The sequence below is a fragment of the Cupriavidus sp. a3 genome, from assembly GCF_051015765.1.
Taxonomy (GTDB): domain Bacteria; phylum Pseudomonadota; class Gammaproteobacteria; order Burkholderiales; family Burkholderiaceae; genus Cupriavidus; species Cupriavidus oxalaticus_A.
In genome coordinates this window covers 860414-881990 of sequence record NZ_CP170644.1, presented here as the reverse complement: position 1 = coordinate 881990, position 21577 = coordinate 860414, and the positions used below count along the sequence as shown (strand labels likewise).

At 68.0% G+C, this 21577-nt stretch carries 20 protein-coding genes, 2 tRNA genes and 1 pseudogene; 13 read left to right on the top strand and 10 right to left on the bottom strand.

Annotated features, from left to right (window positions below; all coding sequences use genetic code 11):
* The first annotated feature begins 56 nt into the window (after positions 1-56).
* Positions 57-133, top strand: a tRNA-Arg gene (locus tag ACAD63_RS25910).
* Positions 134-235: 102 nt separating this feature from the next.
* Here ACAD63_RS25910 and ACAD63_RS25905 read toward each other — a convergent pair.
* A complete protein-coding gene (locus ACAD63_RS25905; RefSeq protein ID WP_434034685.1) occupies positions 236-1033 on the bottom strand; it encodes a hydrolase in 798 nt (265 codons plus the stop codon).
* A 426-nt stretch (positions 1034-1459) separates the two neighbouring features.
* Between ACAD63_RS25905 and ACAD63_RS25900 the strand changes: the two genes are divergently transcribed.
* The gene (locus ACAD63_RS25900) at positions 1460-1597 is read left to right on the top strand and encodes a hypothetical protein (RefSeq protein WP_240745813.1); all 138 of its coding nucleotides are present in this window, start codon (positions 1460-1462) and stop codon (positions 1595-1597) included.
* 82 nt (positions 1598-1679) lie between these two features.
* A complete protein-coding gene (locus ACAD63_RS25895; RefSeq protein ID WP_255519722.1) occupies positions 1680-1895 on the top strand; it encodes a diguanylate cyclase domain-containing protein in 216 nt (71 codons plus the stop codon).
* A 110-nt stretch (positions 1896-2005) separates the two neighbouring features.
* Here the strand turns inward: ACAD63_RS25895 and ACAD63_RS25890 are convergent.
* The 7 genes from ACAD63_RS25890 to ACAD63_RS25860 form a co-directional block, all read right to left on the bottom strand.
* Positions 2006-2092, bottom strand: a tRNA-Leu gene (locus ACAD63_RS25890).
* A 123-nt stretch (positions 2093-2215) separates the two neighbouring features.
* The gene (locus tag ACAD63_RS25885; RefSeq protein WP_434034567.1) at positions 2216-3502 is read right to left on the bottom strand and encodes an amidohydrolase family protein; all 1287 of its coding nucleotides are present in this window, start codon (positions 3500-3502) and stop codon (positions 2216-2218) included.
* A 111-nt stretch (positions 3503-3613) separates the two neighbouring features.
* Positions 3614-4336 (bottom strand): TetR/AcrR family transcriptional regulator, encoded by a 723-nt coding sequence (locus ACAD63_RS25880; RefSeq protein WP_240745814.1) that lies wholly within the window; start codon positions 4334-4336, stop codon positions 3614-3616.
* Positions 4336-5046: a uracil phosphoribosyltransferase gene (gene upp / locus ACAD63_RS25875; protein WP_135702858.1), complete on the bottom strand. Its 711-nt coding sequence runs from the start codon at positions 5044-5046 to the stop codon at positions 4336-4338. The genes ACAD63_RS25880 and upp overlap by 1 nt, the downstream gene beginning before the upstream one ends.
* Before the next feature lie 99 nt (positions 5047-5145).
* Positions 5146-6435, bottom strand: coding sequence for a URC4/urg3 family protein (locus ACAD63_RS25870; RefSeq protein WP_240745815.1), 1290 nt, complete (start codon positions 6433-6435; stop codon positions 5146-5148).
* Between the two features lie 29 nt (positions 6436-6464).
* A complete protein-coding gene (locus ACAD63_RS25865; RefSeq protein ID WP_135702860.1) occupies positions 6465-7703 on the bottom strand; it encodes a GTP cyclohydrolase II in 1239 nt (412 codons plus the stop codon).
* Between the two features lie 233 nt (positions 7704-7936).
* Positions 7937-9046 (bottom strand): acyltransferase family protein, encoded by a 1110-nt coding sequence (locus ACAD63_RS25860; protein ID WP_135702861.1) that lies wholly within the window; start codon positions 9044-9046, stop codon positions 7937-7939.
* 252 nt (positions 9047-9298) lie between these two features.
* Between ACAD63_RS25860 and ACAD63_RS25855 the strand changes: the two genes are divergently transcribed.
* Together ACAD63_RS25855 and ACAD63_RS25850 are read left to right on the top strand one after the other, a co-directional pair.
* Positions 9299-10240, top strand: coding sequence for an amino acid ABC transporter substrate-binding protein (locus tag ACAD63_RS25855; RefSeq protein WP_195427839.1), 942 nt, complete (start codon positions 9299-9301; stop codon positions 10238-10240).
* A gap of 194 nt (positions 10241-10434) precedes the next feature.
* A complete protein-coding gene (locus ACAD63_RS25850; RefSeq protein ID WP_133094468.1) occupies positions 10435-10743 on the top strand; it encodes an amino acid ABC transporter permease in 309 nt (102 codons plus the stop codon).
* 92 nt (positions 10744-10835) lie between these two features.
* Here the strand turns inward: ACAD63_RS25850 and ACAD63_RS25845 are convergent, their stop codons facing one another.
* A complete protein-coding gene (locus ACAD63_RS25845) occupies positions 10836-11741 on the bottom strand; it encodes a hypothetical protein (protein ID WP_434034566.1) in 906 nt (301 codons plus the stop codon).
* 199 nt (positions 11742-11940) lie between these two features.
* On the opposite strand from ACAD63_RS25845, the gene ACAD63_RS25840 reads away from it, so the two are divergent.
* The 8 genes and pseudogenes from ACAD63_RS25840 (at position 11941) to ACAD63_RS25805 (ending at position 19318) form a co-directional block, all read left to right on the top strand.
* A complete protein-coding gene (locus tag ACAD63_RS25840; RefSeq protein WP_135702864.1) occupies positions 11941-12504 on the top strand; it encodes an HdeD family acid-resistance protein in 564 nt (187 codons plus the stop codon).
* Between the two features lie 284 nt (positions 12505-12788).
* The gene (locus tag ACAD63_RS25835) at positions 12789-14528 is read left to right on the top strand and encodes a glycosyltransferase family 39 protein (protein WP_135702865.1); all 1740 of its coding nucleotides are present in this window, start codon (positions 12789-12791) and stop codon (positions 14526-14528) included.
* Between the two features lie 19 nt (positions 14529-14547).
* Positions 14548-14919 (top strand): EamA family transporter, encoded by a 372-nt coding sequence (locus ACAD63_RS25830; RefSeq protein WP_133094463.1) that lies wholly within the window; start codon positions 14548-14550, stop codon positions 14917-14919.
* A 103-nt stretch (positions 14920-15022) separates the two neighbouring features.
* Positions 15023-16195 (top strand): DegT/DnrJ/EryC1/StrS family aminotransferase, encoded by a 1173-nt coding sequence (locus tag ACAD63_RS25825; RefSeq protein ID WP_133094462.1) that lies wholly within the window; start codon positions 15023-15025, stop codon positions 16193-16195.
* On the top strand, positions 16174-17169 hold the full coding sequence (locus tag ACAD63_RS25820; RefSeq protein ID WP_133094461.1) for a glycosyltransferase: 996 nt from the start codon (positions 16174-16176) through the stop codon (positions 17167-17169). Before ACAD63_RS25825 ends, ACAD63_RS25820 begins: the two co-directional genes overlap by 22 nt.
* Positions 17169-18098, top strand: a complete 930-nt coding sequence (locus ACAD63_RS25815; RefSeq protein ID WP_195427875.1) for a formyltransferase — start codon at positions 17169-17171, stop codon at positions 18096-18098. The genes ACAD63_RS25820 and ACAD63_RS25815 overlap by 1 nt, the downstream gene beginning before the upstream one ends.
* 112 nt (positions 18099-18210) lie before the next feature.
* A pseudogene (locus ACAD63_RS25810) lies at positions 18211-18399 on the top strand (bifunctional UDP-4-keto-pentose/UDP-xylose synthase); the annotation flags it as partial.
* A gap of 13 nt (positions 18400-18412) precedes the next feature.
* On the top strand, positions 18413-19318 hold the full coding sequence (locus tag ACAD63_RS25805; protein WP_434034565.1) for a polysaccharide deacetylase family protein: 906 nt from the start codon (positions 18413-18415) through the stop codon (positions 19316-19318).
* A gap of 72 nt (positions 19319-19390) precedes the next feature.
* On the opposite strand, the gene ACAD63_RS25800 is transcribed toward ACAD63_RS25805, so the two are convergent.
* Positions 19391-21541, bottom strand: a complete 2151-nt coding sequence (locus tag ACAD63_RS25800; protein WP_434034564.1) for a heavy metal translocating P-type ATPase — start codon at positions 21539-21541, stop codon at positions 19391-19393.
* Between the last annotated feature and the right edge of the window lie 36 nt (positions 21542-21577).

Genomic DNA, 21577 nt, shown 5'->3' with positions numbered 1-21577 from the left:
TTATCTCGGACCCCTTGCGCAATCCCGAAATTCCGCTACAATTCGGCCTCTCGTGTGCGGCTGTAGCTCAGTTGGATAGAGTACTTGGCTACGAACCAAGGGGTCGTGGGTTCGAATCCTGCCAGCCGCGCCACCTATGCAGAAGGGAAAAGGGCTTCCGGAAACGGAAGCCCTTTTTTCATGGCGGCGAGGTTGCGCCCGACCCTGTGCGCAAGCGCTCGCCGGCACTCTGAAACTACCAGCGGTACCTCGCACCGACCGTACCGCCCGGATTGCGCCCCGCCCTCACCTTGAACCACAGCTTCACGCCGGTTGCCGTGTTGCCGTGCGCGCCGATATTGAACGAGAACAGCCCGCGCAGCAGGTCGGCATCGATCTTCGTGCCATTGATGTTGATGCTTTGCTTGCGGCTGTCCTGCCACCAGTCGGCTTCAACGAACGGATAGATGCCGGCCAGGCGTGTCGGCTGCGCGCCATAGAGCCGTACGCCGATGCCGGTGGCACTGGAATCGCCGGGCATGCCCTGCGCCTGCACGCCGCTGACCGGCGACATGCCGGGCTGGTAGGCCAGCTGCAGCCGCGGCTGGATCGTCAGGCCGCCGGCGCGCGGCACCACGGCATCGACCGCCAGCGCCATGGTGCGCACGTGGCTGTCGACAAAGCCGCCAGCGCTGGTGACATCGTCCATGTGCAGCGTCAAGCGGCGCGGGCGCTCGACCACGGCGACGAGATCGCGATCCACGGCGGCCAGCCCCGGCGCGTCGTCGTCCGGCCCCACTCCCATCGCAGGCGGCAATGATGGCGAAGGCTCCGGTGCCCGAGTCGCGTACTCGATGGCGATTGGTTCGGGGACACTACTGAAGAATGCGGGCGCGCCGGCCGGCATGTCGGCGCCGGCCACCAGCGTGTCGGGTGCCTGGGCGACCGGCGCTGGCGCAGCCTGCGCCTGCAGCGGCTGGTCCCAGCCGGAGACGCCCTGGCTGTCGGCTACCCTTTCCGGAACCGCATCATCCGCGTGGGCCAGCGCACACATCAGCACGGCCAGGATGCTGCAGCATTGCAGGTGGTGCAGGATCGGACCCGGATGCGTGGCACACGGGTGCCAACCGGGGCAAATCCCCGCCTCCCTCTCTCTCGATGATGACAAGACCATAGTCATGGCAACCACCTTCGGACGTTATATCAGCCTGCCCGATGAGCTTGAGCATAGGTCAATCCGCCTGCTTGCGTTAGCGGGGAATGTTGGCGTCCGCGCGGTGGCAATGACCGCGTTCCGGACGACGACCGCGGCCGGACAGGCAACGCCGCACCTGGACACGGATAGCGCGGATCAAATCGCCGCGGTCTTTCGATCGCCTGGCGGATCGCGTCCATGTCGCGTTCTGCAAGTGGGTGCGCGGCCAGCTGATCGCACTCCTGCGCCGACACGAATCACCAGTTTTTCGGACAGGGGATGGCGTTGATCGACAGCTTGGTCGCGCAAGGACGCGTGTCGGGCCATTACTCGATGACACCCGAGGAACTGACCAATCGCTACATGCGCACGCTGGAGCCGCTGGAGCGGCTGCTCAGCGGGTCAGTGCCGGCCTGGTGCTGATCGACGTCGATCGCTTCAAGCAGATCAACGACCCCATGGCCACGCGGCCGGCGACGAAGTATTGCGCGAGGTGGCGACGCTGATGCGTGCGCTGGTGCCGCCGGACAGCGTGCTGGCCTGCGTCGGCGGCAAGTCGCTGCACGTGACGGCCAGTTTCGGCGTCGCGATCGGGCACGGCGGGGCACGTCACTGGCAGCAGCTGTTCGCCGCGGCCGATGCGGCGATGTACCGGGCCAAGGCGGAGGGGCGCAATTGCGTGCGCGAAGCGCAGAGCGAGGAAGGGGTACCGGCGGCCTGAGCTTGCCGGCGGGAATTCGATCGGCGGGACCTGCGATCGAGACGCGGGTCGAGATCCGTAAGGGACCCGTAAACGACGAAAGGCTCGCTTGCGCGAGCCTTTCCGAATATTGGTGCCCAGAAGAGGACTCGAACCTCCACAGTGTTGCCACCGCTAGGACCTGAACCTAGTGCGTCTACCAATTCCGCCATCTGGGCTTCGTTTCGCTGCATTGCTGCTGCGATGCGAAGAACGAAATTATGCCGCGCGTACCTGACGCTGTCAACAGCTTCAAGCAAAAATCTTCGCAGGCATGCTGCCGGCATGAGCCCGGCCTAAACCTATTGTGGGCCACCCCTCCGCATGAAATCCACCTGCGCCGGCCGCCCGGGCAATTGCAGGGCCGCCGTCGCCGGCGGCGTGCAGGCGATGGTCTTGCCGGCACGCAGCACACGCAGCCGCGTGGCGCGCAGCCGGATCGCCTCGACCGGGTCGCGCGCCTGCAGCAGCACCAGGTCGGCCCGGCAGCCCGGCGCGATGCCGTAGCCGTCCAGGCCAAGGATTTGCGCCGGCGTCGCGGTCACCGCGGCAAAGGAGGCCCGCATCGCCTCCTGCCCGGTCATCTGCGCCACATGCAGGCCCATGTGCGCGACTTCGAGCATGTCGCCCGAGCCCAGGCCGTACCACGGGTCCATCACGCAGTCGTGGCCGAAGGCAACCGGCACGCCCGCCGCCAGCAATTCGGGCACGCGCGTCATGCCGCGGCGCCTGGGGTAGCTGTCGTGCCGGCCCTGCAGCGTGATGTTGATCAGCGGGTTGGCGATCGCCGCGACGCCGGCCTCGCGCATCAGCGGGATCAGCTTGGACACGTAGTAGTTGTCCATCGAGTGCATCGAGGTCAGGTGCGAGCCGGCCACGCGGCCATGCAGGCCGAGGCGCACCGTCTCGCTCGCCAGCGTCTCGATATGGCGCGACAGCGGGTCGTCGCTTTCATCGCAATGCATGTCGACGCGCAGCCCGCGCTCGGCCGCAAGCTCGCACAGCAGCCGCACCGACTCCGCGCCCTGCGTCATGGTGCGCTCGAAATGCGGGATGCCGCCGACCACGTCGACGCCCATGTCGAGCGCGCGCGTCAGGTTCTGCATCGCGCCGGGGGCGCGCAGCACGCCGTCCTGCGGAAACGCCACCAGTTGCAGGTCGAGGTAGGGACGCACGCGCTCGCGCACGTGCAGCAGCGCTTCCACCGCGAGCAGGCGCGGATCGCAAACGTCGACATGCGAGCGGATCGCCAGCAGCCCGCGCGCCACGGCCCAGTCGCAGTAGGCCAGCGCGCGTTCGACCAGCGCCTCCTGCGTCAGCATCGGCTTGAGTTCGCCCCACAGCGAAATCCCTTCTAGCAGCGTGCCGGACTGGTTCACGCGCGGCAGCCCGTACGACAGCGTCGAGTCCATATGGAAATGCGCGTCGACGAATGGCGGCGTCACCAATTGGCCGGCGGCATCGATTTCCTCGGCAGCGCGCGCGGCCAGCGCGGGCTCCACCGCGGCGATGCGGCCATCGGCAATGCCGATATCGATGCCGGTGCGCCCGTCGGGCAGGTTGCAGTGCCGCAGGATCAGGTCGAGCATGGCGTCTCTTGACGGGAAAGGTTAGGACGGAAAGCACGGGAAAGCACGGCCGCATGATCGCATGGCCCCGCGGGGCGCAGGTAGCGCGTGCGAACGGTACGGACGATGCGCTCACCCCTGCCCGTCAGCCAGCACCTGCATGGTCATGGCCTCGGGCGCGAGGCCGCAACCGCGCAGCAGCAGCGCCACCAGATGCTCGGTCGCCTGCGCATAGTCCTGCCGCCCCAGCCGGCTCACGCCGAGCACTGCGCAGACCTGCGACTCGAAATCGGCATAGGTCTGCGTTGCGGCCCAGATGGTGAAGAACAGGTGCTGCGGGTCCACCGGCGCCATCTGGCCGCTGTCGATCCATTGCTGCACCACCGCGGCCTTGCGCGCCACCAGTTCGCGCAGCGCATGGCGCAGGATCTCGCCGATCTCCGGCGCGCCGTGCAGCAGCTCGTTGGCAAACACGCGCGAGGCATCGGGATGGCTGGCGGACAACCGCATCTTGGCGCGAATGTACTGCTCCAGCGCCACCTGCGGCGGAAGGTCGGCGCGGATGATGTCGGTCTCCGACAGCCACAGCTGCAGCGTGTGGGCCAGCACCGCGCGGTACAGCGCCTGCTTGGTGCGGAAGTAGTAGTGCAGGTTCGACTTGGGCACGCCGGCGCGCGCCGCGATCTCGGCCATGGTGGCGCCGGCAAACCCCGCGCGCGCGAACACGTGCTCGGCCGCGCGCATGATCATGGCCTGGTTCTCCTGCCGGATGCGGCCGGCGGGACTTTCGTGCGCAAGCTGCGCGCCGCGCATCGACAGCGGCCGGCGCGATGGAGCGCTGGCGCGCGGGTCCATCAGCGTGTGCCGTAGAGGCGGTCGCCGGCATCGCCCAGGCCGGGCACGATATAGCCGTGCTCGTTGAGCGTGTCGTCGATCGCGGCGGTGACGATGCCGACCTCGGGGTGCGCGGCACGCAGCGCGCGCAGACCCGGACGCGAGGCGATCAGGCACACGTATTTCATGGTGGTGACGCCCGCTTCCTTCAGCCGGTTCAGCGCGGCTATGGCCGAGTTGCCGGTGGCCAGCATCGGATCGACCACGATGACCATGCGCTCGTGTATATCTTCCGGCATCTTGAAGTAGTACTCGATCGGCTCAAGCGTCTCGGGGTCGCGGTATAGCCCGATATGGCCGACGCGCGCCGCCGGCAGCAGCTCCAGCATGCCGTCGATGAAGCCATTGCCGGCACGCAGGATCGACACCAGGCATAGCTTCTTGCCCGACAGTATGCGCGACTGCGTCGGCGCGATCGGGGTGCGGATGGCGATGGTCTCCATCGCCAGGTCGCGTGTGGCCTCGTAGGTCAGCAACTGGCTGATCTCGCGCACCAGGCGCCGGAAATTGTCGGTGGTGGTTTCCTCGCTGCGCACCAGCGTGACCTTGTGCTGCACGAGCGGGTGGTCGACGACCAGCACGCCGGGCACGCCGGCAGCGTCGTCGTCGCGGGTGGCTGCAGTGGGAACAGCGGTGGGAACAGCGGCTGGTACAGCGGACATGTCGTTCATGGGGACGCTCCTGATGCCATGTTTGATGCCACGTTATCCAACGCAAACCTTGCCGATTGCGCAAGCAATGGTGGCGGGCGCGCGGGGCGCCCGCCATGCTCAGAACACGGTGCCGTCGCTGATGATGCTGAACGGCGGTGCACCGCCCGGGCGCCGCTTGGCGGCAATGCGCCGGCCCGCGGCCCAGGTGCCGCCCTCCAGCACGCGCGCCAGCGGGAAGCCGGCTTCCGCCAGCCCCAGCGCCTGGCGCACGCCATCGGCCACCAGGTCCAGGCCAGTCACGGTCAGCGCGCGCCATTCGACGATCACGGGCTCGTCCACCGCATGCGGCTCGGCGGCAAAGGACGCATCGCGCGGCACCATCAGTTCGAAGTCGAACAGCAGGCCGCCATTGCGGTATTCGGGCAGCCCGGTCAGCGCATCCAGCCCGGTGACCGTCAGGCCCGCGTCCTCCAGCGGCTCCAGCAGCGAATAGGTCAGCCACTGCGTGAGCTTGTGGAACGGCACCAGCCCGCCGGGCGCGGCCGGATGGCGCCAGCAATCGCCCAGCGACACACCCTCGATCACGATCCGCCCCGGCCACACCGGCCCCAGCCCCACCAGCAGCGTACGCAGCAGGAAGCTGGCATCGAGCCGGTCGTTGACCGCATGCGCCTTCAGGTAGTCGAACAGGTTGCCCAGCCGCGCCGGCCGCCCGAACAGCGCCGGCGTCGCTTCCATCACCTCGCCCAGCCGGCGCAGCAGCCCGGCGCGGCCTTCGAGCCCCACCAGCGGGTTGTGCTGCGCCACCTGGAAGGCGTGGGCGATGCTGTCGGCATCGATGCGCTGCAGCCGCTCGGCATCCGCGCGCAGCGGATCGCCGGGCGCCGCGGAGAAGCCGCCGCGTGCGAACAGGTCGAAGCTGGCCACGCCCAGTCCCTCTGAACGTGTCAGCACCAGGTCGCTGGCCGGATCGCGGTAACGCCAGTCGGGGCCAGCGCCGGCGTCGAGCAGTACGCTCGGGATCACCAGGTCGATACCGATGCGCGCGCGCTCTTCGCGGTGCTCGGGCCCGCTCAGGCCGGCGCGCTCGCACAGCACCTGCCAGCGGTCCGCGCGCTGGTCGACGCCGCCGCTCTCGAAGTGGCGCCAGCGGCTGTGGTAAGGCACCTGCAGGTCCGGATAGCGCTGCCGGATCGTGCTGGCCACGTAATCGGCGATCGCGTGGACACGGTCGGGATGCCAGGTGAACAGCTCGGACGCGCCGCCGGCCACGTGCTCGGTGACCGCCGCGCAATGCGTGCGCACCGCCTCCGCGCACAGCAGCCCGGAAGCGGGGTGCCCTTCCGGCACCGGGCTGAGCCAGCCCGCGCCCGGACGCATTTCCTCGCCTGCTCCCCGACGTTCCATGCCGCCACGATCCTCTTCGGGATACATTGTCATTCGTTCAACCCCCTGCCCTTTGCCAGGGCCAGTTCATCGGCATCCGGCGGCGTGTAGTGCGTAAAGTAGCCCGCCGCCACCTTGGCGTCGATCTCGACACGGGCATCGGCCGGGATCAGGGCTTCGGGGATCGCCACCTGCTCGACCACCTCGATGCCCTGCGCCACCAGCGCGCCATGCTTCATGTTGCTCATCGACGCCCAGCGGTCGATGCGGCGGATGCCCAGCCAGTGGAACACATCCGGCATCAGCTCCTGGAAACGCATGTCCTGCACGCCTGCCACGCATTCGGTGCGGGCAAAGTAAGTCTCGGCCCGGTCGCCGCCCGCCTGCCGCTTGCGAGCGTTATAGACCAGAAACTTGGTCACCTCGCCCAGCGCGCGGCCTTCCTTGCGGTTGTAAACCACCAGCCCGACACCGCCCTGCTGCGCCATCTCGATGCACACCTCGATGCCATGCGCCAGGTAGGGCCGGCAGGTACAGATGTCTGACCCGAACACGTCGGATCCGTTGCATTCATCGTGCACGCGGCAGGCCACTCTTGTTTCTGGCTTGCCGAGTTGACTGACGTCGCCGAAAAAGTACAGCGTCATGCCGCCGATAGGCGGCAGGAACACTTTCAGGTCGGGCCGCGTGACCAGCTCCGGGAACATGCCGCCGGTCTGCTCGAACAGGCCGCGCCGCAACGCGCTTTCCTTGATGCCGAAGCGCGCCGCCAGCCCCGGCAGGTACCAGACCGGATCGACCGCCGCCTTGGTCACGCGCACGTCGCCATTGGCATAGAGGATGCTGCCGTCGGGGGTCAGCCGGCCGGCAGCAATCGCCGAGATCAGCTCGGGCATGTTGATATGGGCGCGCGTGATGGCAATGGTCGGGCGGATGTCCACTCCCGCCGCGATGCGGTCGGCGAAGACGGAGGAAACAAGGTGGCCCCAGGGATCGAGCGAGACGATCTTTTCCGGATCGGCCCATTGCGGGTGCGGGCCGATCGACTCCGCGGGGGCGGTGTCGGTCAGGTCTGGCCGATGGTCGCGCTGCAGCGACCCCGAGGCCACCGCCAGCGCGCGGTATATGGCATAGGCGCCGGCGTGGGTGCCGATCACGTTGCGCTGCGCGGGATTCGCCAGGCTGGCGATCACCGGTCCGCGTTCGGCCGCGGTGGGCGCACCCCAGTGGATCGGCTCGGCCGGCTTGTCGCGGCGCGCGTGCGAAGTGAGGACGATATGGTCGGACATGGCACCCTCGGTTCCCGATGGAATCCTGACCAAATGGTCAGGTTTACGATTCCATACTAGGCAACGTTCATGCCATCGCCCAATGCCGGTTTACGCGAGTTTTGCCGCGCTCTGTATGGCGCCGTACGCAAGCGCAGCGCAGGCATGCACGCAGGGAGTGCCGGCAGCATGACACCGCCGGTGCACGCGCACCAGCAGGAGGCAGCCTGCCGCACGCGCAGGGGTTGCAAGCCTTACACGGTAGGACGGCTCGCCGAGCCGCGCGAGTCAGACAGCCATGCCCTCGCCGCGCGCAGCGCTGCCAGGGGGCTTGCGCTTTCCACGTAGCGATGGAACAGCGCGCCCGCAACGTTGCTCAGCGCCCACGCAGCCGCCATACCCAGCGCGTTCAGCACCGGCTGCCCCGGCGCAAGGTTCGACACCAGCACATTGACCAGCAGGCACACCGGGAAGTGCACCAGGAAAACCGAATAGGAAATGCGGCCAAAGAAACCCACCACATGGCCGCGCGGCCAGCGCTCCATCCAGCCGCCGCGGCGGGCCACCGCCAGCAGCAGCGCGGTGGCCAGCGCTATGGCGATACGCAGGCGGAAATCGACGATCAGCGCCGCCAGCGCCACCGCGCAGAGCACCAGCAGCGGCATCGCCGATCGGCCCGGGTTCGAGGCCCACCATGCCAGCGTGCCCATGCCATAGGCGCCGAAGAAGTACACCGCCCAGATATCCCAGGCGGCATCGCGGTTGAACCAGAACAGCGACGCGACCGCCAGCAGCGCCACCACGCCGATGCCGGCCGCGGCGCCCGCCTGCGCCTGGCGCGGCGCAAAGGCGCGCGCGGCCCACAGCGCCACCAGCAGCAGGCCGAACAGCTGGAGGTCGATCGCGACGTACCAGACTCCGGCCGAGAGGGCCTCGACATCCAGCACGTTATGCAGCAGCGTAAGGTGCGCCAGGAACTGCGTCAGGTGCGCTGGCGCCGGGATCGATTCATGGATCATCCACTGCCGCGCCAGCGCGGCGCCGGCAATGCTCAGCAGCAGCGCCGCGGCGAAGGGCACCACCAGCTTCAGGTAACGGCGCCACAGCATCGCCAGCGGGTGTTCGCGGATTTCCAGCCGGCCGTGCGGCGCCAGGCTGCGCGCCGCGAGGAAGCCGCTGATCACCAGGAACACCTGGACCGCGATGCGGGCATAGTCATACAGCCAGTCCACCAGCCCCGGCGCGAGACGGTATGCGGTGTCGGACATCGGGCCGTAGAAAGCGAGATGGTGCAGCACGATCAGCTGAGAGCTGACCGCCTTGAGCGCGTCGATGCAGGGCAGGCGTGACGGACGGGGGCTCATTGTTCTTTGGAATCTGACAAAGCGCACGAAAGGCGGGATTCTACCTGTTTGCCCTGATTGACATGTGGCGTCATGTCCACAAATTGCGGATTGGTTACACACTGGCAGCGATTGTTTCCGATTGCTTGCCGCGCCATTCATGTCTCACCAGAGAAGCATTTGCTTATGACGACTTTATCCTTCGCCGAGCAAAGACCCGGGTATACCCTAGCGTTTTTGCCGCGCCTGCGGTTAGCTCTCCGGTTTGCTCGAATGTCCGTCCCTGCCCTGTCTTCCCTGCTCGCCCGCTTGTCTAATGCGCGTCGCCCCCTGGCGGCGCTCGCCTTCGGCGTCATGGTCACCGCGCTGGCACCGGCTGCGGCCCATGCCCAGCCGCAAACCCCCGTGCTCGACAAGATCCGCGATTCCGGCACCATCGTGCTGGGCTATCGCGAATCGGCACTGCCCTTTTCCTTTGCCGACGACAAGGGCCAGCCGGCCGGCTATGCGGTCGACCTGTGCCTGCGCGCTGCCGAAGCCGCGCGCCAGAAGCTGGGCCTGAAAGACCTGAAGGTGCGCTGGATGCCGCTGACGCCGCAAAACCGCATCCCCGCGGTGGTCAACGGCCTGGTCGACCTCGATTGCGCCCCCAACACCAACTCGCTCGAACGTCAGAAGCAGGTGGCCTTCAGCGTCTCGCACTATGTCTCGACCGTGCGCATGCTGGTCCGCGCCGACTCTGGCATCCGCACGTTCGGCGACCTGCGCGGCAAGACCGTGGTCACCAGCGCGGGCTCGACCGGCGACCGCCACGTGCGCCGGCTGAAGGGCCAGTATGGCTACCACGACGTCTACGCCAAGGACCATGGCGAGTCGTTCCTGCTGCTGGAATCCGGCCGCGCCCAGGCCTTCGTGATGGATGACGTGCTGCTGGCCGGCCTGCGCGCGCGCGCCAAGGATCCGTCGCAGTACGTGATCGTGGGCCCGTCCCTGTCGATCGAGCAAAATGCGCTGATGTTGTCCAAGGCCGACCCGGAATGGAAGCGCCTGGTCGACCAGACCCTGGGCGTGGCCTTCACCGGCCAGGACGTGATCGCGCTGCAGAAACGCTGGTTCCAGCAGCCCATCGGCAGCCGCGGCATCAACCTGGCGCTGGCGCCGTCGGGCGAGGTGCGCGCCGCGTGGAAGCACCCGTCGGACGCCGTCACCGAGTAACTCCGGTTCACACCGGGAGAGCCGGAACCGGAACCGGTCCGGGGCCGCAATTCAGGATTTCCATGAGAGTGCCGCGCCGGGCAAGCCCCAAGTTGACAGCGACGAACGATGTTGGCGACACTGGCCCGAGCCGTCCCCGTGTGGGACAGGCCACATACACGACCGCCCGACGGCGGCATTTCTCAGGAGAAATCATGAACAAGTTTGTCGCGACCGCGATCGCGCTCTGCCTCGGCGCTGCCTCGCTGGCTGTCCACGCGCAGGGTACCGGCAAGAAGCAGTTCGATCCGTATTCCCAGGGTGCCAAGTCGGGCGAGAAGTTCGACCCGTACTCCCAGGGTGCCAAGTCCGGCGACAAGTTCGACCCGTACAGCCAGGGCGCGAACAAGAGCACGCGCAGCGACCTGAACCCCGCCGCACCGGCCACCGAGCAGAAGCCGGCCAAGAAGTCGTCCAAGAAGTCGTCCAAGAAGAAGGCCGCTCCGGCGCAGGCTGCCAGCTGAACCGCAACGGCTCCGACGAAAAAACCCGCCGAGGCGGGTTTTTTTGCGCCCTGCGCAGGCCAAAGCCTGCTCAAAGCCGTTCCGAAGCCCGTTCAAGGCATCTGCGTGTCGCGCTCCAGCGCGGTGACGTCGATGCGCTGCACCTTGCCATCCTGCCTCACCTCGGTGCGCAGCACGAAGGCATCGGACGGGCAGTACCAGTCGGTCACATGCATCACCGAAGGCTCGACCTGCACCACTTCCTCGCCCACCAGCACAGGCCCCAGCGACGTGCGCTTCTCATAGGTGATCGGCAGGCACTCCTTGCGCCCCATGACGGTCTCGATCATCTGGCGGCGGCCAACCTGGCGCGAGCCGATGTGGATCGACGCATGCAGCGCGCGCATGGTGCTGACCACTTCGCCGGAGCCGAGCGGGTAGACCTTGAGCGATACGCTGGACTGGAACGTCTCGCCGTCGAGCGTGCTGCCTTCGCGCAACTCCAGGCCGGCGTAGTTGAAGACGCCCTTGCCCCGGAACGAGGCTTCGCCGTACATGCGCGCATAGCGGGCCCGGGCGTTGATGGTGGCATGCTGGCTTTCGATGCTGGTCTCGTCATTCGGCGTGCGCCGGTCGATCACGACCTCATGCACCTGCTCCATGATCACCGGCGGCCCCATCAGCGCCGACATCGCGGACTTGGAGCTGACCGTCAGCTGCGCGCGGCATCCGGATGCGCTGCGGCCGACGTCGCGCAGCGTCATGCGGATCGACATCGGCAGGGCGCCGTCGCCCTCCATCTGCACATGCGAGCCGGAACGGAACCAGGGCGCGTTGCAGAGCACCGCCGCTGCCGACGCGGCCATCTGCGTGGCGGCCACCTGCGCCGCGGCGCTGACCGCGGTCGCGGCGGCAGCGCCGGCGGGCGCGGCCGGCTGTGCCGCCGCCGGCATGGCCAGACACAGGCCTGCCAGCGCGGCAAGATTTGCAAGCCGGTATTGCTGCGCCTTTGTCTTCACATGAATCCCTGTCTAGAATGTCTTGGCGCCCCCGATAGCGCCCGGCCTGCCAGACGACCGCCTGGTCACTCAGATTATTCGTGTTTTTCGTGCAAGTGGCTATCTCGCTGATAACTTATCGGCGGCCCGCACCACCGTCCGCGATCGCCGGGCTGTTTCCGTGCACCGGCCCCCCGCGCGCGGGCCCAGAGGAGGTTCCATGCTTCAGTACTACGCGAAACTATGGTGGGTGGTCGCCCTGCGCGGCCTGTTTGCGCTGGTATTCGGCGTCTGCGCGTTCTTCGCGCCGATCGCCACGCTGGCCGCGCTGGTGATCGTGTTCGGCGCGTTTGCCGCGGCCGACGGGCTGATGGCGCTGGTCATGGCCATCTCCGGCAAGGACCGCGAGACCAGCGACCGCTGGATCCTTGCGCTGCAGGGTCTGCTCGGTCTCGGCGTGGGCGCGCTGACGTGGTTCAGCCCGGCCATCACCGCGCTGTCGCTGCTGGTCTATATCGCGGTATGGTCGCTGGCCACCGGCGTGCTGCAGATCGTCGCGGCGATCCGGCTGCGCAAGGAGATTCCCAACGAATGGTGGCTGATCCTGACCGGGCTGGTCAGCATCGCCTTTGCCTTCCTGGTGCTGTGGCAGCCGCTGGCGGGGGCGCTGGCGGTGCTGTGGATGATCGGCGCCTGGGCCATCGTGTGCGGCGTCCTGCTGCTCGGCGTCGCGTTCCGCCTGCGCCGCGCGCGTCCTGCCGCGGCAGGCATCCAGGCGGCCTGAACGCCATCCGGCGGGCCCACCGGCCCGCCCGCCGCTGGCTTTGCGACTGACGGGTCACCCCGACACCGTGCTACCATTGCCCGCCGCGCGTGCCCACGCGGCGGCTTTGGCCTCCCATGCGCCTGGCAGCCGCATCGGCGCGGCCATCCCGCATGACTTGCGGCTGGTTCTGAAAAAGCCGCCAGCGCCTGTCCACCAACGGACCGCGCAATGCGTTGTGATGGCTTGCCGTCGTCGTGCACCCACGCAAGACCATCCCAATCCGTCGTTTTTCCAGGAGCTCCATGCGTAGTTCATCGACCTCGCGGTATGCCGGGCTGTCAGTAGGTGCCACCACCACCAGTGCCGTCGTGCTGGTCAGCCTCGCCATCCTGCTGGTCTGGTTCGGCACGCTCGACATGCGCCACCTGCTGCGCTCGGACGAGGGCCGCTACGCCGAAATCGCGCGCGAGATGTTTGTCACCGGCGACTGGGTGACGATCCGCTACCACGAGCTCAAGTACTTCGAGAAGCCGCCCTTCCACCTGTGGGTGACCACGCTGGCCTATACGCTGTTCGGCGTCGGCGACTGGCAGGCGCGCCTGTGCGTGGCGTTGTCCGGCCTGCTTGGCCTGGGCGCAACCATGCTGGCCGCGGCGCGGTGGTATGGGCAGCGCGTGGCGCTGCTGGCCGGGCTGGCGCTGGTGGCGGCGCCGATGTGGAATGTCGCCGGGCATTTCAATTCGCTGGACATGACCCTGGCGGGAGCGATGGCGTGCGTGCTGGCCTGCATGCTGATTGCGCAGCACCCGCACGCCACGCCCGCCGCGCGCCGCAACTGGATGCTGGCTTGCTGGGCCGCCATGGGCGTGGCGGTGCTGGTCAAGGGGCTGGTCGGGCTGGCGCTGCCCGGCCTGGTGCTGGTGGTCTATACCGTCGCCACGCGCGATTTTGGCCTGTGGCGCAGGCTCCATGTGCTGGCCGGCATGGCGGTGCTGCTCGCGGTCACCGTGCCGTGGTTCTGGCTGGTGTCGGTGCGCAACCCTGAATTCCCGCATTTCTTCTTTATCCACGAGCACTGGCAGCGCTACACCTCGAACGTTCACCAGCGCGAAGGCAAGATCTGGTTCTTCGTGCCGCTGCTGCTGGCCGGATTCCTGCCCTGGCTGGGGCTGGCGCCACAGATGTGGCAGGCGGTGCGCGAGCGCGCCGGCGTCGCGCGCGGCACTACGCCGCGGCCGTTCCAGCCCGCGCTGCTGGCGGCGCTGTGGGCCGCGGCGATCTTCGTGTTCTTCAGCCTGTCCGGCTCCAAGCTGCCGGGCTATATCGTGCCGATCTTCCCGGCGCTGGCGCTGCTGGCGGGCGTGGCGCTGGACACGGTCACGGAACGCGCGTGGCGCTGGCAGGTCAATGCCGTGATTGCGCTGGCGGTCATCGGGCTGCTGGCGTGCCCCTTCGTCGCCATGCTGGACAAGCCAAGCACGCCCAATGCCGTGTACCGCGAATTCACCCTGTGGATCGCCATTGCCTTTGCCATCATGCTGGCCGGGGCCATCGCTGCGCGGCGGCTGCTGCGCACGCGCGGCGTATTTCCCAGCATTGTGGTGTACGCGCTGGCGATGTTCGCCTGCTGCACGGTGGCGCTGCGTGGCCACGAGGCGATGGGGCGGCCCGGCTCCGGCGCGGACCTGGCGCCGGCGATCAATGCAGTGCTGACGCCGCAGATGCCGCTGTACAGCGTCGGCATGCTGGACCATACGCTGCCGTTTTACCTGCGCCGCACTGCCATCATGGTCGCGCATCAGGACGAACTGGAATTCGGCATCGGCCAGGAGCCGCAGAAGTGGATCCCCACCATCGACGGCTTTATCTCGCGCTGGCAGGACGGCCAGCGCGCCGTGGCGATCATGATGCCCGAGACCTACAAGATGCTGGCGGCGCGCGGCGTGCCGATGCACCGGATCGGCGGCGATCGCCGGCGCGTGGCGGTCGCCAACTTCGCCCTGCCGGGCGAAGGCCCGCACGCGCCATCCCAAGGACAGTAACTTTGCACCACCCGGCGCCATGACGCTCTCGACTTTCCTGTTTATCGTTACCGGCGTGCTGCTCAACGCAGCCGCCCAACTGCTGCTCAAGGCCGGCGTCAACACCATCGGCGCGATCACGCTGGATCGCGGCACGCTGCTCGTCACGGCACTGCGCGTGCTGACCCAATGGCCGGTGCTGGCCGGCCTGACGCTGTACGTGGTCAGCGTCGGCGTGTGGATCGTGGGGCTGTCGCGCGTGGACGTGTCGGTCGCCTACCCGATGCTATCGCTCGGCTACGTGGTCAACGCGCTCGCCGCCTGGTGGCTGTTCGGCGAGATGATCGGTCCCTTGCGCGTGGCCGGCATCCTGCTGATACTGGCTGGCGTCTTCCTGATCGCCCGTTCGTGACCGGGCTGTCCTGGCTTGCCTGGCCTGGCTTGCCTGGCCGGACTTGCCTGCCTGACTTGCCGACCGGAACCGATTCTTCGCGGATTTTTTCGTTTTTTAGCCCATGACTGCTCCCGCTTCCGAGTTCCTGCCCTTTGTCCGGCCTGAAATCGATGCCGCCGCCATTGCCGATGTCGGCAGGGTGCTGGCGTCCGGCTGGATCACCTCCGGGCCGAAGATGCAGGCCTTCGAGGCCGCGCTGTCTGACCTGTTCGGCGGACGCCCGGTGCGCACCTTCGCCAACGGCTCGGCGACGATGGAAATCGCGCTGCGCATTGCGGATATCGGCCCTGGCGATGAAGTCATCACTACCCCGATCACCTGGGTCGCCACCGCCAACGTGGTGATCGCGGTCGGCGCGCGCCCGGTGTTCGTCGACATCGACCCGCGCACGCGCAACCTGGACCTGGACGCGGTCGAGGCGGCCATCACGCCGCGCACGCGCGCGATCATGCCGGTGTACCTGTCGGGCCTGCCGGTCGACATGGACCGCCTCTACGCCATCGCATCGAAGCATGGCCTGCGCGTGATCGAAGACGCCGCCCAGGCGATCGACTCGCGCTGGCGGGGCCAGCGCATCGGCGCGTTCGGCGACCTGGTCAGCTTCAGCTTCCAGGCCAACAAGAACATCACCACCATCGAGGGCGGCTGCCTGGTGATGAACACGCCGGAAGAAGCGGTGCGCGCCGAGCGCCTGCGGCTGCAGGGCGTGATCCGCACCGGCATGGACGGCATGGACGTGGAAGAACCCGGCGGCAAGTTCAACCTGACCGACGTCAATGCCGCCGTCGGCCTGGCCCAGCTCGAAAAGCTCGACACCATTACCGCACGCCGCGCCGAACTGGCCGAGGCCTACTTCCGCTGCGCCGCCGACCATGGCCTCGCCGGCCTGGGCATCGAGCTGCCGCAGCCGCTCGATGCCCAGGCCGCCACCACCAACTGGCACATGTTCCAGGTGGTGCTGCCGACCGAACGCCTGCAGGGCGGTCCGGCGCAGGCGCGCCGGCAGGTCATGGAAGCCCTGCGCGAGCGTGGCATCGGCACCGGCGTGCACTACCCGCCCATCCATCTTTTTACCTACTACCGCTCGCTCGGCTGGCGCGAGGGCATGCTGCCGCATGCCGAACGCATCGGGCGCGGCATCGTCACGCTGCCGCTGTTCCCCGCGATGCAAGCCGCCGACGTCGAGCGGGTCTGCGCAACCCTCAGCGAAACATGCAAACGTCTCTCCACATGAGCCCGGTCGAAGTCTCGGTAGTCATTCCGGTCTACAACGAAGAAGACGGGCTGCAAGCCCTGTTCGACCGCCTCTATCCGGCGCTGGATGGCCTCGGCGACTCTTACGAGATCATCTTCATCAACGACGGCAGCACCGACCGCTCTGCGGCGCTGCTGGCCACGCAGTTCCACAAGCGCCCGGACGTGACCCGGGTGGTGCTGTTCAACGGCAACTTCGGCCAGCATATGGCGATCCTGGCGGGCTTCGAGCATACCCGCGGCAGGATCGTGATCACCCTCGACGCCGACCTGCAGAACCCGCCGGAAGAAATCCCGCGCCTGGTCGAAGCGATGCGCGCCGGCCATGACTACGTCGGCACCATCCGCCGCCAGCGCAACGACACCGCATTCCGCCGCTACGCGTCGCGCGCGATGAACCGGCTGCGCGAGCGCATCACCAAGATCCGCATGACGGACCAGGGCTGCATGCTGCGCGCCTATGACCGCAACGTGATCGACACCATCAACGCGTGCCGCGAGGTCAACACCTTCATCCCCGCGCTGGCCTACACCTTCGCGTCGAATCCCATCGAGATCGAGGTCGGCCACGAGCAGCGCCATGCGGGTGAATCGAAATATTCGCTGTACCAGCTGATCCGCCTGAATTTCGACCTGGTGACCGGCTTCTCGATCGTGCCGCTGCAGTGGTTCTCGGCGATCGGCACGATCCTGTCGCTGTTCTCCGGCGTGCTGTTCGTGATGCTGCTGGTGCGCCGCTTTGTACTCGGCTCGGAAGTGCAGGGGGTGTTCACGCTGTTCGCCATGAACTTCTTCCTGATCGGCATCCTGCTGTTCGGCGTGGGCCTGCTGGGCGAGTACGTCGGCCGCATCTACCAGGAAGTGCGCGGCCGCCCGCGCTACCGCATCCAGGCGGTGCTGGAAAAGGCCGACCCGGCGCACGCCGCACTGGGCCGCAAGGGCCGGGAGCCATGATGCGCGCTGTCGTCTTCGGCTACCACAATGTCGGCGACCGCTGCCTGCGCGTGCTGCATGCGCGCGGCGTGGAAGTGGCGCTGGTCATCACGCACCGCGACCGTCCCGACGAGAACATCTGGTTCCGCCGTGTCGCGGACACCGCCGCGGAGCTGGGCCTTCCCTTTATCTACGGCGAGGATCCTGCCGATCCCGCGATCGCGCAGGCAGTGCGCGACGCGCGCCCGGACGTGATCTTTTCCTTCTACTACCGCGCGATGATTCCGGCGGCAGTGCTGGCGCTGGCTCCTGGCGGCGCCTTCAACATGCACGGCTCGCTGCTGCCGAAGTACCGCGGCCGCGTGCCGGTGAACTGGGCGGTGCTGCACGGCGAGACCGAAACCGGCGCAACGCTGCATGCAATGGAAGCGAGGCCGGATGCGGGCTATATCGTCGACCAGACCGCCGTGCCGATCCTGCCGGACGACACCGCCGGCGAAGTCTTCGAAAAGGTCACGGTGGCCGCCGAACAGACCCTGTGGCGCGCGTTGCCGGCGATGATCGCCGGGCAGACGCCGCAGCGGCCCAACCGGCTTGCGGAAGGCAGCTATTTCTCCGGGCGCAGGCCGGAAGACGGCCGCATCGACTGGAGCCAGCCGGCTGCGAGCGTCTACAACCTCATCCGCGCGGTCGCGCCGCCCTACCCCGGCGCATTCACCGAGGTGGCCGGACAGCGCTTTATCGTGGCGCGGGCGCGCCGCCTCCAGGCCGGCAGCGCACCCGCCGGCTTGCCGCCCGGCCTGCACGTGCAGGACGGCAGGCTGCTTGGCCTGTGCGGCGATGGCGGTGCGGTGCTCGTGACCGAATTGCTGGCGCATGACGGGGCGCTGGTCACGCCCGATACCTTTTCCCAGATTCTCAGAAAACAAACCAACGAGGAAAACCGATGAAAAAGGTCCTGATTCTCGGCGTCAACGGCTTCATCGGCCATCACCTGACGCGCCGCATCCTGGAAACCACGCCGTGGGAGGTCTACGGCATGGACATGAACACGGACCGCCTACCTCGTCGGGCGACTTCTACGGCAAGGGCTACCAGGACGTGCAGCACCGCGTGCCGAAGATCGACAACACCGTCGAAGAGCTGGGCTGGAAGCCCGAGGTCACGATGGAGCAGTCGCTGCGCCGCATCTTCGAGGCGTATCGCTGCAAGGTGGTCGAGGCCCGCACGCTGGTCGACTCGGCCAACTGAGCGCGCACCGCAGATGGCACGCATTGCCCTGAAGGTCGACGTCGACACGCTGCGCGGCACGCGCGAAGGCGTGCCGAAGCTGCTGTCGATGCTGGACGCCGCGCAGGCACAGGCCACCTTCCTGTTCAGCCTCGGGCCTGACCATACCGGCTGGGCGCTGCGGCGCGTCTTCCGGCCGGGCTTCCTGAAGAAGGTGTCGCGCACCTCGGTGGTATCCAACTATGGCTTGCGCACGCTGATGTACGGCGTGCTGCTGCCGGGCCCGGATATCGGGCGCAAGGGCGCGGCGGAAATGCGCGCGGCCCGCGCCGCCGGCCACGAGTGCGGCATCCACACCTGGGACCACGTCTACTGGCAGGACAACGTGCGCGAGCGCGATGCGGCCTGGACCCGGCGCCAGATGCAGCAGGCGTTTGCGCGCTACACCGAGGTCTTCGGCGAACCGCCGGCGACGCATGGCGCAGCGGGCTGGCAGATGAACGAGGATGCGTTCCGCCAGATCGACGACTGGGGCATGGCCTATGCGTCGGACGGGCGCGGCACGGCGCCCTATATCCCCACCATCGACGGCGTGCCGTGCCGGCACGTGCAGATGCCGACCACGCTGCCGACGCTGGACGAGCTGATCGGCACCGGCGGGCTGACCGAAGACAATGTCCATACTGCGCTGCTGAAGCTGACCGAAGGCGCGGGGGACCATGTCTTTACGCTGCATACCGAACTGGAAGGCGGCAAGCTGGCGCCGGTGTTCGGGCGGCTGCTGGCGGGATGGCGCGCGCAGGGGCACGAGCTGGTGTCGATGGCGGCGTGGTATCGCGGGCTGGAGCGCAGCGGGCTGCCACAGTTGCCGGTGACGTGGGGGGAGATTCCCGGGCGGAGCGGGGAATTGATTGTGCAGCCCGAAGTGTTATCGCGCTGAGCCGCAGCCAACGCCGTCTGAACCAGGCTCCCCTCTCCCGCAAGCGGGAGGGGAGCAAACCCGTGGCAATACTCAGTCCCTGCGGCTGGCTGCCCCCACGCGCAGCCCATTAAACACCACCAGCAGGCTCGCCCCCATATCGGCGAACACCGCCATCCACATCGTCCCCATCCCCATCACAGTCAGCGCCAGGAACACCGCCTTGATGCCCAGCGCCAGCGTGATGTTCTGCACCAGGATGCGCGAGGTGCGGCGCGACAGCCGGACGAACTCCGGAATCTTGCGCAGGTCGTCGTCCATCAGCGCCACGTCGGCGGTTTCGATGGCGGCGTCGGTGCCGGCCGCGCCCATGGCGAAGCCGATATCGGCGCGCGCCAGCGCCGGCGCATCGTTGATGCCATCGCCGACCATGCCGATGCGGCCGCCGCGCGCATGCGCGGCGTCGGCCAGCGCGGCGATGCCGTCGGCCTTGTCCTGCGGCAACTGGTTGCCGCGCGCCTCGTCGATGCCGACCTCGGCCGCGATGGCCTGCGCGGTATGCGGGTTGTCGCCCGACAACATCAGCGTCTTCACGCCCAGCGCATGCAGTCCGGCAATCGCCTGCCGGCTGGTCTGGCGTACCGTGTCGGCCACCGCAAAGAGCGCCAGCGCGGTCGCGGCGCCGTTGCCTTCGACGCGCACCAGCAGCACCACGGTCTTGCCTTCGCGCTCGATCGCTTCCAGGCGTGCCTCCAGCGCCGGCGAGCAGGCGCCCAGGTCATGCACCAGCCGGTGATTGCCAAGCCGGTATTCCACGCCCTGCACCGTGCCACGCGTGCCGCTCCCCGCGAGCGCCTCGAAATCGTCCACCGGCAGCGTCGCAATGCCTTCGCCCGCCGCGGCGGCGGCCACCGCGCGCGACACCGGGTGGTCCGAGCGAGCGGCCAGGCTGGCGGCAATGGCGCGCACCTGCGGCGGCGCGGCGGCCAGCAGCGCATGGTCGGTTTGCACCGGCTTGCCGTGCGTGATCGTGCCGGTCTTGTCCAGCGCCACCCAGGCCAGGTGCCGGCCCTGCTCCAGGTAGACACCGCCCTTGACCAGGATGCCCCGGCGCGCGGCCGCGGCCAGGCCGCTGACGATGGTCACCGGCGTGGAAATCACCAGCGCGCACGGGCAGGCGATCACCAGCAGCACCAGCGCCTTGTAGATCCAGTCGGCCCAGCCACCGCCAGCCAGCAGCGGCGGCACCACCGCCACCGCCACGGCAATGGCGAACACGGTGGGGGTGTAGATGCGCGCGAACTGGTCGACGAAGCGTTGCGTCGGCGCGCGGCTGCCCTGCGCGGCTTCCACCGCGTGGATGATGCGCGCCAGCGTGGAGTCGCCGGCGGGCGCGGTCACGGTGTATTCCAGCTCGCCCGACTGGTTGATCGAGCCGGCGAAAAGCGGATCGCCTTCGGCCTTGTCGACCGGCACGCTTTCACCGGTGATCGGTGCCTGGTCCAGCGCCGACTGGCCGCGCACGACCTTGCCGTCCAGCGCCACGCGCTCGCCGGGGCGCAGCCGCACCAGCGCGCCGACGGCGACGCTGGCCGCGGACACGGCTTCCCAGCTGCCGTCGTCGCGGCGCACCGTCGCCTGCTCCGGCGCCATCGCCATCAGCCCGCGGATGGCATTGCGGGCGCGGTCGAGCGACGCTGCCTCGATGCGCTCGGCCAGCGCGAACAGCACCATCACCATCGCCGCTTCGGGCCATTGCCGCAGCAGCAGCGCGCCGGTGACGGCGATGCTCATCAACGCATTGATATTCAGGTTGCCGTTGCGCAGCGCGATCCAGCCCTTGCGGTAGGTGGTGAGGCCACCCAGCGCCACCGCCGCCAGCGCCAGCGCGGCCGGCAGCCACGGCAGGCCGAGCGCCAGCCATTCGGTCGCTTCCGCGCCGACCGCGGCCACGCCGGCCAGCACCAGCGGCCACCACGGCTTGCGTGCGGTGGTCTCGGGCAGGACCTGCTGCGCGGCTTCGGCATCCAGCGGCACCGCCTGCATGCCGAGGCTGCGGATGGCCGCGACCACCGGCTCCGGCGACGGCAGCGTATGGTGGAGCGTCAGCACCCGCTGGATCAGGTTGAACTCCAGCGCCGCCACGCCCGCCATATTGCCCAGCTTGTTGCGGATCAGCGTTTCCTCGGTGGGGCAGTCCATCGCGTCGATGCGATAGGCGGCGGTGCGGGTTCCGGCCGGCACCTCGACGGGCGCGGCCGGCGTCAGCGCAATCGTTGA

Coding starts and splice junctions, on each gene's coding strand:
- ACAD63_RS25905 (WP_434034685.1), bottom strand. CDS start 1,033: ATGTGTGCGCTGGCCCACGCGGATGATGCGGTTCCGGAAAGGGTAGCC.
- ACAD63_RS25895 (WP_255519722.1), top strand. CDS start 1,680: ATGCGTGCGCTGGTGCCGCCGGACAGCGTGCTGGCCTGCGTCGGCGGC.
- ACAD63_RS25885 (WP_434034567.1), bottom strand. CDS start 3,502: ATGCTCGACCTGATCCTGCGGCACTGCAACCTGCCCGACGGGCGCACC.
- ACAD63_RS25880 (WP_240745814.1), bottom strand. CDS start 4,336: ATGGACCCGCGCGCCAGCGCTCCATCGCGCCGGCCGCTGTCGATGCGC.
- upp (WP_135702858.1), bottom strand. CDS start 5,046: ATGAACGACATGTCCGCTGTACCAGCCGCTGTTCCCACCGCTGTTCCC.
- ACAD63_RS25870 (WP_240745815.1), bottom strand. CDS start 6,435: ATGGAACGTCGGGGAGCAGGCGAGGAAATGCGTCCGGGCGCGGGCTGG.
- ACAD63_RS25865 (WP_135702860.1), bottom strand. CDS start 7,703: ATGTCCGACCATATCGTCCTCACTTCGCACGCGCGCCGCGACAAGCCG.
- ACAD63_RS25860 (WP_135702861.1), bottom strand. CDS start 9,046: ATGAGCCCCCGTCCGTCACGCCTGCCCTGCATCGACGCGCTCAAGGCG.
- ACAD63_RS25855 (WP_195427839.1), top strand. CDS start 9,299: ATGTCCGTCCCTGCCCTGTCTTCCCTGCTCGCCCGCTTGTCTAATGCG.
- ACAD63_RS25850 (WP_133094468.1), top strand. CDS start 10,435: ATGAACAAGTTTGTCGCGACCGCGATCGCGCTCTGCCTCGGCGCTGCC.
- ACAD63_RS25840 (WP_135702864.1), top strand. CDS start 11,941: ATGCTTCAGTACTACGCGAAACTATGGTGGGTGGTCGCCCTGCGCGGC.
- ACAD63_RS25835 (WP_135702865.1), top strand. CDS start 12,789: ATGCGTAGTTCATCGACCTCGCGGTATGCCGGGCTGTCAGTAGGTGCC.
- ACAD63_RS25830 (WP_133094463.1), top strand. CDS start 14,548: ATGACGCTCTCGACTTTCCTGTTTATCGTTACCGGCGTGCTGCTCAAC.
- ACAD63_RS25825 (WP_133094462.1), top strand. CDS start 15,023: ATGACTGCTCCCGCTTCCGAGTTCCTGCCCTTTGTCCGGCCTGAAATC.
- ACAD63_RS25820 (WP_133094461.1), top strand. CDS start 16,174: ATGCAAACGTCTCTCCACATGAGCCCGGTCGAAGTCTCGGTAGTCATT.
- ACAD63_RS25815 (WP_195427875.1), top strand. CDS start 17,169: ATGCGCGCTGTCGTCTTCGGCTACCACAATGTCGGCGACCGCTGCCTG.
- ACAD63_RS25805 (WP_434034565.1), top strand. CDS start 18,413: ATGGCACGCATTGCCCTGAAGGTCGACGTCGACACGCTGCGCGGCACG.